General features: G+C 69.2%; 14 protein-coding genes. 6 read left to right on the forward strand and 8 right to left on the reverse strand.

All coding sequences use genetic code 11. The annotated features are described in order from the left end of the window. The first annotated feature begins 12 nt into the window (after nt 1–12). The 6 genes from OG574_RS41240 to OG574_RS41265 all read left to right on the forward strand — a co-directional run bounded on the left by OG574_RS41240 (nt 13) and on the right by OG574_RS41265 (nt 6,004). On the forward strand, nt 13–1,173 hold the full coding sequence (locus tag OG574_RS41240) for an ABC transporter substrate-binding protein (protein ID WP_326777357.1): 1,161 nt from the start codon (nt 13–15) through the stop codon (nt 1,171–1,173). Nucleotides 1,174–1,180: 7 nt separating this feature from the next. Continuing rightward, nucleotides 1,181–2,050: a branched-chain amino acid ABC transporter permease gene (locus tag OG574_RS41245; protein ID WP_326777358.1), complete on the forward strand. Its 870-nt coding sequence runs from the start codon at nt 1,181–1,183 to the stop codon at nt 2,048–2,050. Then, on the forward strand, nt 2,047–3,900 hold the full coding sequence (locus OG574_RS41250; protein ID WP_326777359.1) for a branched-chain amino acid ABC transporter ATP-binding protein/permease: 1,854 nt from the start codon (nt 2,047–2,049) through the stop codon (nt 3,898–3,900). Before OG574_RS41245 ends, OG574_RS41250 begins: the two co-directional genes overlap by 4 nt. Continuing rightward, nucleotides 3,897–4,631 carry an ABC transporter ATP-binding protein gene (locus OG574_RS41255; RefSeq protein WP_326777360.1) on the forward strand — a complete coding sequence of 245 codons (735 nt, stop codon included), beginning with the start codon at nt 3,897–3,899 and terminating at the stop codon, nt 4,629–4,631. Before OG574_RS41250 ends, OG574_RS41255 begins: the two co-directional genes overlap by 4 nt. 109 nt (nt 4,632–4,740) lie before the next feature. Further along, nucleotides 4,741–5,622, forward strand: coding sequence for a shikimate dehydrogenase (locus tag OG574_RS41260; RefSeq protein ID WP_326777361.1), 882 nt, complete (start codon nt 4,741–4,743; stop codon nt 5,620–5,622). A gap of 148 nt (nt 5,623–5,770) precedes the next feature. After that, on the forward strand, nt 5,771–6,004 hold the full coding sequence (locus OG574_RS41265; protein WP_326777362.1) for a hypothetical protein: 234 nt from the start codon (nt 5,771–5,773) through the stop codon (nt 6,002–6,004). 24 nt (nt 6,005–6,028) lie between these two features. Here the strand turns inward: OG574_RS41265 and OG574_RS41270 are convergent, their stop codons facing one another. The 8 genes from OG574_RS41270 to OG574_RS41305 all read right to left on the reverse strand — a co-directional run bounded on the left by OG574_RS41270 (nt 6,029) and on the right by OG574_RS41305 (nt 14,197). Then, on the reverse strand, nt 6,029–7,030 hold the full coding sequence (locus OG574_RS41270; RefSeq protein ID WP_326777363.1) for a proline racemase family protein: 1,002 nt from the start codon (nt 7,028–7,030) through the stop codon (nt 6,029–6,031). Beyond that, nucleotides 7,027–7,932, reverse strand: a complete 906-nt coding sequence (locus OG574_RS41275) for a dihydrodipicolinate synthase family protein (protein WP_326777364.1) — start codon at nt 7,930–7,932, stop codon at nt 7,027–7,029. The genes OG574_RS41270 and OG574_RS41275 overlap by 4 nt, the downstream gene beginning before the upstream one ends. A 70-nt stretch (nt 7,933–8,002) precedes the next feature. Then, a complete protein-coding gene (locus tag OG574_RS41280; RefSeq protein ID WP_326777365.1) occupies nt 8,003–9,334 on the reverse strand; it encodes an aminopeptidase P family protein in 1,332 nt (443 codons plus the stop codon). Further along, the gene (locus OG574_RS41285) at nt 9,327–10,613 is read right to left on the reverse strand and encodes an alpha/beta fold hydrolase (RefSeq protein WP_326777366.1); all 1,287 of its coding nucleotides are present in this window, start codon (nt 10,611–10,613) and stop codon (nt 9,327–9,329) included. The genes OG574_RS41280 and OG574_RS41285 overlap by 8 nt, the downstream gene beginning before the upstream one ends. Beyond that, nucleotides 10,610–11,431: an ABC transporter ATP-binding protein gene (locus OG574_RS41290; protein ID WP_326777367.1), complete on the reverse strand. Its 822-nt coding sequence runs from the start codon at nt 11,429–11,431 to the stop codon at nt 10,610–10,612. Before OG574_RS41290 ends, OG574_RS41285 begins: the two co-directional genes overlap by 4 nt. After that, the gene (locus tag OG574_RS41295; RefSeq protein ID WP_326777368.1) at nt 11,428–12,258 is read right to left on the reverse strand and encodes an ABC transporter ATP-binding protein; all 831 of its coding nucleotides are present in this window, start codon (nt 12,256–12,258) and stop codon (nt 11,428–11,430) included. Before OG574_RS41295 ends, OG574_RS41290 begins: the two co-directional genes overlap by 4 nt. Beyond that, nucleotides 12,255–13,244 carry an ABC transporter permease gene (locus tag OG574_RS41300; RefSeq protein ID WP_326777369.1) on the reverse strand — a complete coding sequence of 330 codons (990 nt, stop codon included), beginning with the start codon at nt 13,242–13,244 and terminating at the stop codon, nt 12,255–12,257. The genes OG574_RS41295 and OG574_RS41300 overlap by 4 nt, the downstream gene beginning before the upstream one ends. Then, nucleotides 13,244–14,197 (reverse strand): ABC transporter permease, encoded by a 954-nt coding sequence (locus tag OG574_RS41305; RefSeq protein ID WP_326777370.1) that lies wholly within the window; start codon nt 14,195–14,197, stop codon nt 13,244–13,246. The genes OG574_RS41300 and OG574_RS41305 overlap by 1 nt, the downstream gene beginning before the upstream one ends. Nucleotides 14,198–14,204 lie beyond the last annotated feature (7 nt).

A 14,204-nucleotide genomic window follows, 5' to 3' on the forward strand; every position in this document is an offset into this window, starting at 1 on the left:
GAGGTGACCGCCATGACCCGCCCCGCTCTGCCGTCAGCACCACGCACCCTTCTCGTCGGAACCGTCGCGCTGCTGGCAACAGTGACGGCCTGCAGCGCCCCCGGAGAGTCGGACACCAAAGCAGGCTCCGACTCGGGCCCCATCAAGATCGCCGTCGTCAACGCCCGCAGCGGCCAGCTCTCCTCACTGGGGGAGTGGGAGTACCGGGGGGCCAAGCTCGCCATCGACGAGTGGAACAAGAAGGGCGGCATCAAGGGCCGCAAGATCCAGATGAAGTCCTTCGACGACCAGGGCGACCCCACCACCGGCACCAACCTCGCACGCAAGATTGCCGGCGAGAAGTACGTCGCCATGATCGGCACGGCGGAGAGCGCCGTCACCATCGCCATGGCCCCCGTGCTCAAGCAGGAGGAGATCCCCAACATCACCTCGGGGCAGGCCGACGGACTAGTCGCGCAGAAGAGCCCCTTCCTCTTCCTCAACGGCCCCACGAGCACGACGTACGACAGCACCCTCGCGAAGTTCCTGATCCAGGAAAAGGGCCTCAAGAAGATCGCGATGATCAGCAACAACGGTTCCTTCGGCAAGGGGGAGCACGACGCCTTCGCCAAGGCCGTCAAGGACCTCGGCGTCACACCGGTCACCGATCAGGTCGTTACCACCGACCAGAAGGACTTCAGCGCCGCCCTCACCAAGATCCGCTCCGCGAAGCCGCAGGTCGTCTTCATCGGATCGGAAGAGGTCGAAGCCGGCCTCATCGTCAAGCAGGCCAGGGACCTGGGCATCGACGCCCCCTTCGCGGGCGCCGCCCCACAGGGCACGCCGGTCTTCATCGACACCGCGGGGAAGGCCGCCGCCGAGGGAACCTTCGTCAGCTCCCCCTACCTCAGCAACGAGGTCAGCCCCGCCGCGCAGAAGTTCGCGGGCGCCTACAAGGCCGCCTACGGCGTCGAGGCGGAACTCCACGGAGCCAAGGCGTACGACGGCACGAACATCCTGCTCACCGCACTGAAGAGCAGCGACGGCGCCACCGGCAAGAAGCTCGCCGACGCCATACGCGCCACCGACTACGACGGGCTGCTGGGCCACTTCCGGTACGGCGAGGAGGGTGTCGGCATCACCAAGACCACCATCGGCGTCATCCGCGACGGCAAGCTCGTCGAACAGAAGTGAGGATGCCGTGCAGGACACCTTCCAGACCCTCGTCAGCGGGCTCAGCCTCGGAGCCGTCTACGCGCTGGTCGCCATGGGATTCTCCCTCGTCTACCGCACGATGGGCCTGGTCAACTTCGCTCACGCCGACATCGCGATGATCGGGGCTTACGCCGCGTCCACCTTCTACCTCACCTCCCGACTCCCCTTCGCCGTCGCCATGGTGGTGTCCATCGTCATCACCGGCGCCATCGGACTGGTCATCGAACGGGTTCTGCGTCCTTTGGAGAACAAGGACTTCGACCTGATGCTGATCGGCACCATCGGCTTCGGCATTGTGCTGCAGGCGGTCGCCATCCTCATCTGGGGGACCACAGGACGTGCGGTCCCCTCGCCCCTGCGCTCCGCACCACTGGACATCCTCGGCATCCGCGTACGTACCTATGACCTGCTCGTCATGGGCGTGGCCGCACTCGCCGTCGTCGCTCTCGGCTTCTTCCTCTCGCGGACCAAGCGCGGCGCCGCCATGCAGGCCGTCGCGATGGATCACGACGCGGCCACCGCGGTGGGCATCAACGTCGGCCGCAGCAACGCCCTCGCCTTCGCCATCGGCGCGGGCCTGGCCGCACTGGCCGGCGGACTGGTCGGACCCATGCTCTACGTGGACGCGTCGCTCGGCGGCGCCCTCGGCATCAAGGGCTTCGCCGCGGCCATGCTCGGCGGATTCGGGTCCATCAACGGCGCCGTGGTCGGCGGCATCGCCATCGGGGTCCTCGACTCCTACGCCGCCGGCCACTTCCAGGGCTACTCGGTCCTGGTCACCTTCCTGGTCTTCACGGCCACGATCATGATCCGGCCGACGGGAATCTTCGGCGAAAGGACGGTCAGCCGCGCATGAAGCCACGCGTCGCAGCAGTCGCCGCGATCGTCATCGCGGCCTGGGCCCTGCCCTACGGCCTGGACAGCTACACCATCCACGTCGTCAACATCGCCCTCATCTACGCCCTGCTCGCCATCGGCATGGGCCTGGCCATGGGAATCTCCGGCCAGATCAACCTCGCCCAAGTCGCCTTCTTCGGCGTCGGCGCCTACGGCATCGCCATCCTCACCACCCACTCCGGATACGGATTCTGGGCAGCCGCCGTGCTCGCCCTCCTGGCCGCCGTCGCGGTCGGCCTGTTCGTCGGCCTCCCCGCCCTGCGCATGCAGTCCCACTACCTCGGGATCGTCACCCTCGGCCTGGCACTCGGATTCATCAACTGGATCACCAACGCCACCATCACAGGCGGCGCCGACGGCATATCCGGAATCCCGGTGCCCACCCTCCCCGGCATCGACCTCTCCAGCGAGTACCTCTACTACTACCTGGAAGCCATCGTCTTCGCCGTCGGCCTGTTCTTCGGCCTCTTCGTCGTCCACACCGCCCTGGGCCGACGTCTGCGAGCGATGCGGGACGACTCCCTGGCAGCGGGTGCCATGGGAGCCGAGATCCCGCTCCTGCGGATGACGGCATTTCTGCTCGCCAGCCTCTACGGCGGACTCGCCGGAATCCTCTACGGCGGCCTCATCCGCTACGTGGCGCCCGAGACCTTCTCCATCAGCAACATGTTCATCCTTCTCGCCATGGTCATCATCGGCGGCCGCCGCTCCCTCGTCGGATGCGTGGTCGGCGCGATCGGCCTGACACTCGTACGGGAGTGGCTCTCGGACTTCTCCACCTACGCCCAACTCGGATACGGCGTCGTCGTCGTGCTCATGGTCGTCTTCGCGCCCACCGGCCTGGCCGGCGTCCCCGCACGCCTTCGCGACCTGTACCGGCGCCGCCGCGGCCACCGCACCACTCGCGCCGAACTCCGCTCCTTCACCCCGTACGAGCCGGTCGAGTACACCTCGCACCAGCAGCCGGTGCTGCTCCAGATCGACGCGGTGACCAAGCAATTCAGGGGACTACGAGCCCTGGACGAGGTCTCACTCTCCGTGGGCGCAGGCGAGATCCGAGGCATCGTCGGCCCCAACGGCTCGGGCAAAACGACCCTGTTCAACGTGATCAGCGGCTTCTACCGGGCCACATCGGGATCGGTGTGCTTCGCCGACACCGAGACCACCACGGCACGCCCTTACGCTCTGTCGCTGGCCGGAATGGCACGTACCTTCCAAAACCTGCGTCTGTTCGGGCAGTTGACGGTCCGCGAGAACATCCTCGTCGCGCTCGACCGGTCCCGGACCCGTGCGATCTGGCGGTACGCCGTATGGCAGCCGGGCGTCGTGGCGCAGGAACGGCGACTGCGTGCCGCGGCGGACGAGACCCTCGACCGCTACGGTCTGGGTGACTTCGCCGAGGCGGCACCCACCTCGCTGCCCTACGGCATCCAACGCCGCATTGAAATCGCCCGCGCCATGGCCAGCAAGCCGCGCCTGCTCCTTCTCGACGAACCGGCGGCGGGGCTCAACGGCGAGGAGGTCCAGCAACTCGTCAGAATCGTCCGCTCGATCCGCGACAGCGGCACCACGGTCGTTCTCATCGAGCACAACATGGGCCTGGTCATGTCGCTGTGCGAAAAGGTCACGGTCCTGTCCAGCGGCAAGATCATCGCGGAAGGTACGCCACAGGAAGTCGTCGCGGCCCCCGAAGTCATCGAGGCCTACCTCGGGGACTCCGAACTGAGCGAGCTGGGCCTGGACGAGACGGCGGGCGCCGATCCCTCGGTCACCCCAGGGCCGGGCCGCACCAAGGAGGCCACCTCGTGATCGCCACCGACACGCGCCAGGTGTCCCGTCTGACCGTCGAGGACCTGAGCGTGCACTACGGCGGGGTCTGCGCCGTCAGCAACATCGGATTCACCGTAGAACCCGGCGAGTCCGTCGGCATCATCGGCGCCAACGGCGCAGGCAAGACCTCCACCCTGAAAGCGCTGATGGGTCTCGTCCCACGCACCACGGGCCGCATCAGCCTGGGGAGCCATGACCTGTCCAAGGCCAAGGCGCGGGACATGGTCCGCCACGGCATCGGTTACGTACCCGAAGGACGACACGTCTTCCCGGGCCTGCCGGTGGAGAAGAACCTGCTGCTGGGCGCCTACGCGCGCCCCTGGAACAAGGACACCCACCACCAACTGGACGAGATCTACGCTCTCTTCCCCGTCCTGGGGGAGATGCGTAACCGCCTGGCCGGCGCACTCTCGGGCGGCCAACAGCAGATGCTCGCCATCGGCCGGGCCCTGATGAGCCGACCGAACCTGCTCATCCTCGACGAGCCGTCGATGGGCCTGTCCCCGAAGCTCGTCGGCAACATCCTGGACGTACTGTTGAAGCTCCGCCAGGAAGGCCTGAGTCTGCTGCTGGTGGAGCAGAACGCCAAACTCACCTTCGGAGTCACCAGCCACTGCATCGTCATGGAGAACGGCGAAGCCGCGATGACCGGAACCTCGTCCGCGCTCAGTCACGATCCGCGTGTTCGGGAGGTCTACCTGGGCCTGTGAATCAGGTCCGCTTGGCAGCCACAGGAAATCGAAGCAGGACGGCTTCCCGCACGCGGCCCGCCCTGATATTGATTTACGAACTAGTTAGTACATTGCCTGTGGAGTCGCCGTGGCCCAGAACTCGTACCTCCTCGCTCTCGTCGGAGCGGGCATCGCAAGGTCCCTCAGCCCCGAACTCCATGAGCGTGAGGCCCAACGGCATGGCGTGCGCTGCCTCTACCGGCTTCTGGACGTCGAACTGCCACAGGATGCGCCCGGCGAACACCTCCAGGACCTCGTGCGATCCGCCAGCCTGCTCGGCTTCGCCGGCCTGAACATCACCCACCCCTACAAGCGCCTCGTGATGCCGCACATCTATGAACTCGCCCCGTCGGCGCTGCGGGTGGGCGCCGTCAACACGTTGGTGTTCAGGCCGGACGGCACGACCGTCGGCCACAACACGGATCTGGCCGGATTCGCGGCGGCGTTCGCACGAGGCCTGCCCGGCGTGCGTCTGGGGCAGGTGGTGCAACTGGGCGCGGGCGGTGCCGGAGCGGCGGTCGCCCACGCGTTCCTCGACCTCGGAGTCCAGCGCCTGTCGATAGCCGACCCCTGCGCCGACCGTGCCCACGACCTGGCGAAGGACCTGAACGAAGCCGCTGGTGCGAACTGGGCCGAGGGGTGCACGGCGGGGGAAGCGGAGGCCAGGACGCAAGAGGCCGACGGCCTCGTCAACGCCTCGCCCATCGGCACCGAGCACCACCCTCGTCTCCCTCTGGACCCAAAGGCGTTGCATGCGGGCCTCTGGGTGGCGGACGTCAACTATCACCCGCTCCGGACGCCGCTCCTGCATGCGGCCAGTGCGTTGGGATGCGCAGTTCTGCACGGCGGAGGGATGCTGGTCCACCAGGCAGCCGCCTCGTTTCGCCTCTTCACCGGACTGGAGCCTAAGGCATCTCACATGCTCGCGGACTTCGCCGACCTGACCGCTGACCGGTTGGCCCACTCGTGACCGACCGTCGTGTCGACACCGTCGGGGCGAGCCCAGGTTGTCACTGCGCGATCGTGATGGCTAATTCCAACTGTCATGCTGCCAGGCGGAGTCACGCACAGGCGGAGCTGCTGCGCCGGGAGGCCCGCTGGAGGTCGCGGCGGCGGAGGTGAGGTGGGCCCTGCGCGCCCACGACTACGCGGCGGCCGCCGCGTGCACCGCCGAACTGCCGGCGGGCATCGCGGCGGCCTGTGGACGCACGGCTCTCGCGGTCGAACTGCTGTGCAGCGGGGATGCGTTGCGCGACGGCCACCGCGGCGGCGCCGCCTACTGCGCACCGGTGCGCCGCCGCTGCGAGACGGCGCTGCGCGAAGTCGTCAGGGACGAGCGCACCACCGCGTGACCCCGGGCGCGTGGCCTGCACGGGTCATAGCAGAAAACCCGCGGGGAATGGGTCGGTCGGGTCGAGATGGAACTGCGAGGTCCCGGTGACCCAGGCTCGGCCCGTGATGGACGGCAGCACCGCGGGGCGCGTCCCGACCGTCGTCTCGCCGAGCAACCGGCCCGTGAACCGCGTCCCGATGAACGACTCGTTCACGAACTCGTCGCCGAGGCCCAGCTCCCCGCGCGCGTGCAGCTGCGCCATCCGCGCGCTGGTCCCTGTGCCGCAGGGGGAGCGGTCGAACCAGCCGGGATGGATGGCCATGGCGTGCCGGGACAGTTCGGCGGTCGAGCCGGGCGCCTTCAGATAGACGTGATGGCAGCCGTTGATGTCGTCCCGTTCCGGGTGCACCGGCCGGGCGCGTTCGTTCACCGCGTCCATGATCGACAGTCCCGCGGCGAGCAGGTCCTGCGCCCGGGAGCGGTCGAACGGCAGCCCCAGGTGGGCGAGTTCGACGATTGCGTAGAAGTTGCCGCCGAAGGCCAGGTCGTAACCCACCTCGCCGAAGCCGGGCACCTCCACCTTCTGGTCGAGGGCGTGGGCGAACGACGGCACGTTCTCGATCGTCACCGCCGTCGCCGCGCCGTCCTCCACCGCCACCGACGCGACGATGAGCCCGGCGGGGGTGTCGAGCCGGATCGTCGTGACCGGTTCGACGACGGGCACCATCCCCGTCTCGACGAGGACGGTCGCGACGCCGATCGTGCCATGGCCGCACATCGGCAGTAGCCCGGACACCTCGATGAACAGCACGCCGTAGTCGGCGTCGGGGCGGGTCGGCGGCTGCAGGATCGCGCCGCTCATCGCGCTGTGGCCGCGCGGCTCGTACATCAGAAGGGTGCGTATGTCGTCGCTGTGCTCCATGAAGTGGAGCCGGCGCTCGGCCATGGTCGCACCGGGGATCGTCCCTACCCCGCCGACGATCACCCGCGTGGGCATGCCCTCGGTGTGCGAGTCGACGGCATGGAGCGTACGACGGGACCTCACTTGTACCCCTTGGAGAGGACGGCCTCGGTGTCGGCGGTGATGCGTTCCACCAGCTTCGGGGCGAGCGGAAGGCGCGGCGGACGGCACGGGCCGCCCTTGAGGCCCGCGATGTCCATCGACAGCTTGATCGACTGGACGAACTCGACCTTCGAGTCCCAGCGCAGCAGCGGATGCAGATCCCGGTACATCGGCAGCGCCCTGGCCAGGTCGGCGGGGTCGCCGGACGTGGCCAGGCGGTAGAGCTCGACCGTGGACTCGGGAACCATGTTCGGATACCCGGCGATCCAGCCGGTGGCCCCCGCGAGACCCAGCTCGACGAGCACGTCGTCGGCGCCGATCAGCAGATCGAGGCCCGCCGCCAACTCGCTGATCTGGTAAGCCCGTCGGACGTCACTGCTGAACTCCTTGACGCCCACGATCGTGCCCTCGTGGTACAGCTCGGCGAGCAGCTCGGGCGTCAGGTCGACCTTGGTGTCGAACGGGTTGTTGTACGCGACGACCGGCAGGCCCACCTTGGCGACCTCGCGGTAGTGCGCGACGACGGCCTGCGGCTCGGCACGGAAGGTGTTCGGCGGCAACAGCAGGAGCGACGTGGCGCCGGCCTCGGCGGCCTGTTCGGCCCAGCGGCACGCCTCCATCGAGCCGTATGCGGCGACCCCCGGCATGACGCCGAACCCGTCGGGCGCCGCCTCGACCGCAGTCTCCACGACGCGGGCCCGCTCTTCGGCGGTCAGCGTCTGGTACTCGCCGAGTGAACCGTTGGGCGCCACCCCGTCGCAGCCGCCCGCGGCGAGGAACCGCACGTGCTCGGCGAACGCGTCGTAGTCGACCGAGAGATCGTCATGGAAGGGGAGCGCCGTCGCGACATGGACGCCGTGCCAGGGCGTGGCGGGACTGAACATGCTGATGTCTCCTTGTGAAACGTGAAGGTGCGGGGGCGTGGCGGGTGCGGGCGCCGATAGGCGGTCCGGTTCAGGACGTCGACCCGGCTGCCGTCATCCATTTCTCCAGGCCCGAGGCGTCCAACGGCAGTGCAGCGGACAGCACTTCGGAGCCTTGCGGGGTGACCAGGATGTCGTCCTCGATCCGTACGCCGATGCCGCGCAGCTCCGGCGGAACGGTGAGGTCGTGCGCGTGGAAGTACAGGCCGGGCTCGACCGTGAGCACCATCCCGGGGGCCATGTCGGCGCCCAGGTAGGCCTCGTCGGCGGCGCGCGCGCAGTCGTGGACGTCGAGGCCGAGGTGGTGGCCGATGCCGCACACCAGGTAGCGGCGGTGGTGCTGGCCGGTGTCGGAGAGCGCCTCGTCGACGGAGACCGGCAGCAGTCCCCAGTCGGCGAGGCCGTGCGCGATCACCTCCATGCAGGCGTGGTGGAAGTCGGAGAACCGGCGGCCGGGGCCGACCGCGGCGAGACCGGCCCGGTGCGCCTTCTCCACCAGGTCGTGCACCTGCCGCTGGGCGGTGGAGAACCGTCCCGAGGTGGGGAACGTGCGGGTGACGTCGGCGGTGTAGTGGCTGTGGACCTCGACGCCCATGTCGAGCAGGAGCAGTTCGTCGGGCAGGACCGGGCCGTCGCAGCGCACCCAGTGCAGCGTCGGGGCGTGCCGGCCGCTGCCGACGATCGACGCGTAGCCGGGGCCGTTGCCGTACGCGCGGGCGTAGCGGTCGAAGGTGCCCTGCAGCCAGCGCTCCCCGGGGCCCTCGATCGCGGCGGGTATCTCCCGGACGACCGCGGCGAAGCCCCCGACGGTGCGGTCCACCGCCCGCCTCAGCTGCCCGATCTCCCAAGGGTCCTTGAACATGCGAAGCTCGGCCAGCGTGCGGCCGACCTCCTCGTCGGCGGTCACCTGCTCGGTGAGCTCGGCCAGGGGACGGACGTCGATGCCCAGCGCCTTCGACCAGTCGTCGAAACCGGGCGCGGCCCCCACCCACAGCTCGCCATACCGGGCGTCGCGCCAGAATCCCTGCTCGCCGGGGTAGGCGGGCGGCGGTATGTAGAGAGTGGCGTCGCCGGACCGGAGCACCACGACCGCGTTCTCGACGGCGCAGCCCGTCACCCAGTAGAAGTCGCTGTCCGGGCGGAAGTCGTACGCTGTGTCGTTGCTGCGCACCGGCGCCTCGCCGGCGGCCAGCACGACGGTTCTGCCGGGCAGGGCCTCGGCGAGCCGGGCCCGATGCTCGGCGGCCGCTTCCGGGGCGCCGGGGACGACGGGTGCGGTGCGGTCGGGCGTGCCCCAGCCCGTGCCCATGTAGGTGTTGAATGCCGGGATTTCGGTCAGCTTCGGGGGCCTGCCCTCACGCATCGGTGATCTCTCCTCCTGCGTCGCGCACCAGCTCGTGGAGGCGGGTGAAGACCCGCCCGTCGCGGATGCCGTCGTGTTCGTACTCGTTGGTGACCCAGGTCTGCACGTTGCCGACCCGGGCGGCCGTGTCCAGCTGCAGGCCGGCGTCCACGTACATGTCGTCGTAGTAGACGGCGGCGGCGAGGGGGACCTCGTTGGCGGCCAGCCGGTCGAGGTCGTACAGCGGCGGCCACTCCGTGCGCTCGGCCAGCAGTTCCACCGCCCCTTGGAACGGCCGCAGTTCGGCGATCTCCGCGAACATCCAGGGATACATCATCTCGCCGGTGAACAGAAGCGGCCGGGCATCCTCGGCGAACCCCGGATGCCGGGCCAGCTCGGCCTGCGCCGCCCATCCGGTGGCCCCGGCGCCGTGCCCGTAGATGCTCTCCTGGAGCGCAGCGAACAGCGGGTTATCGCTGTACGACGTGCGGGCCAGCACCTGGTGCAGGAACGCCGCCGAGAGCTCGTCGCCGCTGAACGCCTCGTCGAGCAGCCAGTGCATCCGCTCGTGGCCCGGCTTCATGCCGAAGTCGATGCCGAGCGACTGCAGCCGCCGTACGGTCAGCACATCCCCGTCCGGCAGCCGCACGTCGCCCGCGGCCAGCCGGTCGGCGATCCGGTCGACGTTCTCGACCTGGTGCGGGTAACGCCGGTAGAACAGCTCGTTCTTCGCTGCCACCCGTGGATACGTACGCCGGTAGACCTCGGCGGCCGACGGGTCGAGGCCGGGCAGCCCGCCGGTGACGTAGCAGGCGCTGAGCCCCTCGGGGACCCGCGACAGATACGTCAGGGTCAGGAAGCCCCCGTACGACTGGCCCAGCGTCGCCCAACGCCGGCCCCCGTACAGGGTCTTCCGTACGTGCTCGTGGTCCGCCACGATCGCGTCGGCCCGGAAGCGGGCCAGGAAGTCCGCACCCTCGCGGGCGGACGCGAACGCGCTCATCCGGCGCCCGTCGACCCGGCTGCTGCGGCCCGTGCCGCGCTGGTCGACCAGGACCACCCGGTGTGTCTTCAGCGCCTTGCCGAGCCAGCCGCCGTGGTCCACAGGGCGCGGCCCCTTGCCGCCGGGGCCGCCCTGCAGATAGACGAGGCAGGGCAGGTCCTCGCCGGCCCGGGTGGGGGCGGCGAGGTCGCGGACGAAGACCTGGATCGTGCCCCGGGACGGGTCCGACCAGTCGAGCGGCACGTCGACCAGGTGCTCGCGCACCCGCATGCCGGGGATCGTGTATTCGACGGTCATGCGGTGGCCGCCTTCCGCTTGCGCTCCCACTCCGGATTGATCCGGGGTATCGCCGCCAGCAGCGTCTGCGTGTACGGGTCCTGCGGGTCGTCGAAGACCCGGTCGCACGGCCCCTGTTCGACGATCTTCCCCGTGCTCATCACCGCCACCCGCTGCGCGATCCGCCGGACCACGGCGAGGTCGTGGGCGATGAAGATGTACGAGAATCCGCTCTCCCGCTGCAGCCGCATCAGCAGCTCCAGGATCTGCGCCTGCACCGACACGTCCAGCGCGGAGACGGCCTCGTCGCAGATCACCAGCTTCGGGTTGACCGCGAGCGCGCGGGCGATGCCGATGCGCTGCGCCTGCCCGCCGGAGAACTGCGCCGGATAGCGCAGCGCATGGTCGGGGTTGAGGCCGACCCGCTCCATGAGCTCCCGGGTGTGGGCCCGCCGGCCGCCCTTGGGCGCGATGCCCTGGTAGTCGAGCGGCGCCATGAGGATGCGCTCGACGGTGTGCCGCGGGTTGAGCGACGAGAACGGGTCCTGGAAGACGACCTGCACATCGGCGCGGTAGCGGGCGAGCTGCGCACTCGTGGCGTGGGTGATGTCCTCGCCTTCGAACTCCAGGGTGCCCGCGCTCGGTTCCATCAGCTTGGCGGCCATCCGCGCGCTGGTGGACTTGCCGCTGCCGGACTCGCCGACCAGCGCGAGGGTCTCGCCGAGCCGCACGTCGAAGCTGACGCCGTCCACGGCCGTGAACTCGCTCTTGCGGCCGTAGAGACCGCGGGTCGTGAACCGCTTGATCAGGTCGCGGGCGCTGAGCAGTACCTCACTCATGCGATCACCTCGTCGGCGGGAAGGTTTTCCTCGGGCAGGGCGTCGTCGATCCGCGGGATGCTGTCGAGCAGCTTGCGCGTGTACACGTGCTCGGGCGCCGAGAAGATCCGCTCGGCACTCCCGTACTCGACCTGCTCGCCCTGGCACATCACCAGCACCCGGTCCGCGATCGAGCTGATCACGGCGAGGTCGTGGGTGATGAAGACCATCCCGGTACGGGTCGTGTCCTGCAGGCCGGCGAGCAGGCGCAGGATCTGGGCCTGGACGGTGACGTCCAGGGCCGTGGTCGGCTCGTCGGCGATGAGCAGCGCGGGCGAGCAGACCAGCGCCATCGCGATCATGATGCGCTGCCGCTGCCCGCCGGAGAACTGGTGCGGGTAGTGGCCCACCCGGCTGCCGGGCTCCGGGATGCCGACCCGCTCCAGCGCCTCGATGGCGACCTGCCTGGCCTCCGCTCGCGAGGCGTCCCGGTGAGCCCGGTACATCTCCTCGATCTGCAGGCCGACGGTGTAGTACGGGTTCAGCGAGGACAGCGGGTCCTGGAAGATCATGGCCGCCTGCTCGCCCCGGATCTTGCGCATCTCCCGGTCCGTACGGCCGAGGAGCTCGACGCCGTCCAGCGTGACGCTGCCCTTCGTCACGGCCCCGCGCGGCAGCAGGCCCATGATGGCCAGGCTGGTCATCGACTTGCCTGAGCCGGACTCGCCGACGATGCCGACGGTCTCGTTGCGCCTGACCGTGAACGACACGTCCTTGACGACGTCCACGGGACCGCGCGTGGTCGGCAGGGTCACGGTGAGGTTCTCCACCGCAAGCAGCTCGCTCATCGGATCCTCACTCGCGGGTCGAGGGCGGTGTAGAGGAGGTCGACCACGACGTTGCCCATGACCACGAGGAAGGCCGCGAGCAGCGTGACCGCCATGATGACCGGCTGGTCGTTCTTCTCGATCGAGTCGGCGGCCAGCTTGCCGACACCGTTGAGGCCGTAGACGGACTCGGTGATGAGCGCGCCGCCGAGCAGGCTCGCGAAGTCCATCCCGAAGATCGTGACGACCGGGGTGAGCGCGGGGCGCAGCGCGTGCCGGCGCATCGTCAGCAGGGGCGAGAGGCCCTTGGACCGGGCGGTCCGCATGAAGTTCTCGGCCAGCGTGTCGATGACGTTCGCCCGCGTCAGCCGGGCGTACAGACAGGCGGCGCCGGTGGCGAGCACGATCCACGGCATGAGGTACGAGTCGAACCACAGCCCCGGATTGTCCGAGAACGCCACGGCCGACGGGAACGGCAGCAGCTTCAACTTGACCACCAGCAGGTACTGCAGCGCCAGCGCGAGCACGAAGTTGGGGACGCTCGCGCCGCCCAGGGTGAGGTTCATCGCGACCTTGTCCCACCAGGTGCCCTCCTTGACCGCGCTGAGCAGGCCCGCGGCGATGCCGACGAGCAGCCAGAGCGCGGCCGCGCCGACCGCGAGGGTGGCGGTGGCCGGCAGCCGCTCGATGATCATCCCCGTGACCGGCTGGCTGGTCTGGAACGAGTACCCGAGGCAAGGCGCCGCGCAGTGCACGAGGTCATTCCCGGACCCGTAGTCCCGCCCGGCGACGATGCCGGTCACGAAGTGCCAGAACTGGGTGAGAAACGGCTCGTTGATGCCGAGGGCATCCCGGATCTGCGAGACCCGGTCCGGCGTGCAGGTTTTCCCGCAGATCATCAGCGCGGGATCCGGCGACAGCTCGAAGAAGATGAGATAGGTGAACAGGCAGATCAGAAAGAGGATCAGTACGAGGCCGGCGAGCCGCCCGGCGAGATAGCGGGCCATCAGGCGGCCTCCCCTGCATCGGTGGCGGCCCGGACACGGTCGCCGAGCACGGTAAGGGACAGCACGGTCAGGAAGAGGAACAGGCCGGGGATCACGAAGTACAGGGGGTCCACGGCGTACCAGTGCACCGAGCTGGAGATCATCTGGCCCCAGGAGGCGGTCGGCGGGCTGACGCCCACGCCCAGGAAGGACAGCCCGGCCTCGGTGCCGATATAGCCGGGCACGGCGAGGGTGGTCATCACGATCAGCGAGCTGCGCAGGTTGGGCAGGATCTCCTTGAACACCAGGGCGCGCTTCGAGGCGCCCGAGGCGCGGGCGGCCTCGACGAAGTCGCGGCCCAGCAGGGTCAGAGTCTGGCCGCGCACCACCCGGGCTAGATAGGGCCAGCCGAAGAAGCTGATCACGGCGACCAGCAGCACCGACTTGTTGCCCGTGGGCAGCGACGACAGGATCGCGATCATGAAGATCAGGGCCGGGAAGGCCATGAGGAAGTCCATGACCCGGGAGATCACCTGGTCGACCCAGCCGCCGTAGAAGCCGGCGACCATGCCGAACACCACCCCGAGCAGTGTGGTGAGCACGGTCGCCGAGACGGCGATGCTGAACGAGACGCGCGCGCCGTACGCGATCCGCGCCAGGAGGTCGCGGCCGTTCTGCGGCTCGACGCCGAAGAGGTGGTCGGCGCTGACACCGCCGAACGACCCCTTGGGCAGGCCGCCGGAGTCGACGTCGATGGCCGCGGTGTCGAACGACGTCGGGCCGTGGCCCGTGACGGTGCTGATGAGCGGCGCGCAGACCGCCATCAGCACCATCAGGGCGATGAACCCGGCGCTGAGCATGGCGCCGCGGTCGTGGAGCAGGACCCCCATGATCCGCCGGCTCGCCGTCGGGGGCGCGCCGGGCGCGGTCGACGATGGACCGGCCTGCGCGTCGGGCACGATGGCAGTCGTCATCTGCGGC

The sequence above is a fragment of the Streptomyces sp. NBC_01445 genome, assembly GCF_035918235.1.
GTDB lineage: Bacteria > Actinomycetota > Actinomycetes > Streptomycetales > Streptomycetaceae > Streptomyces.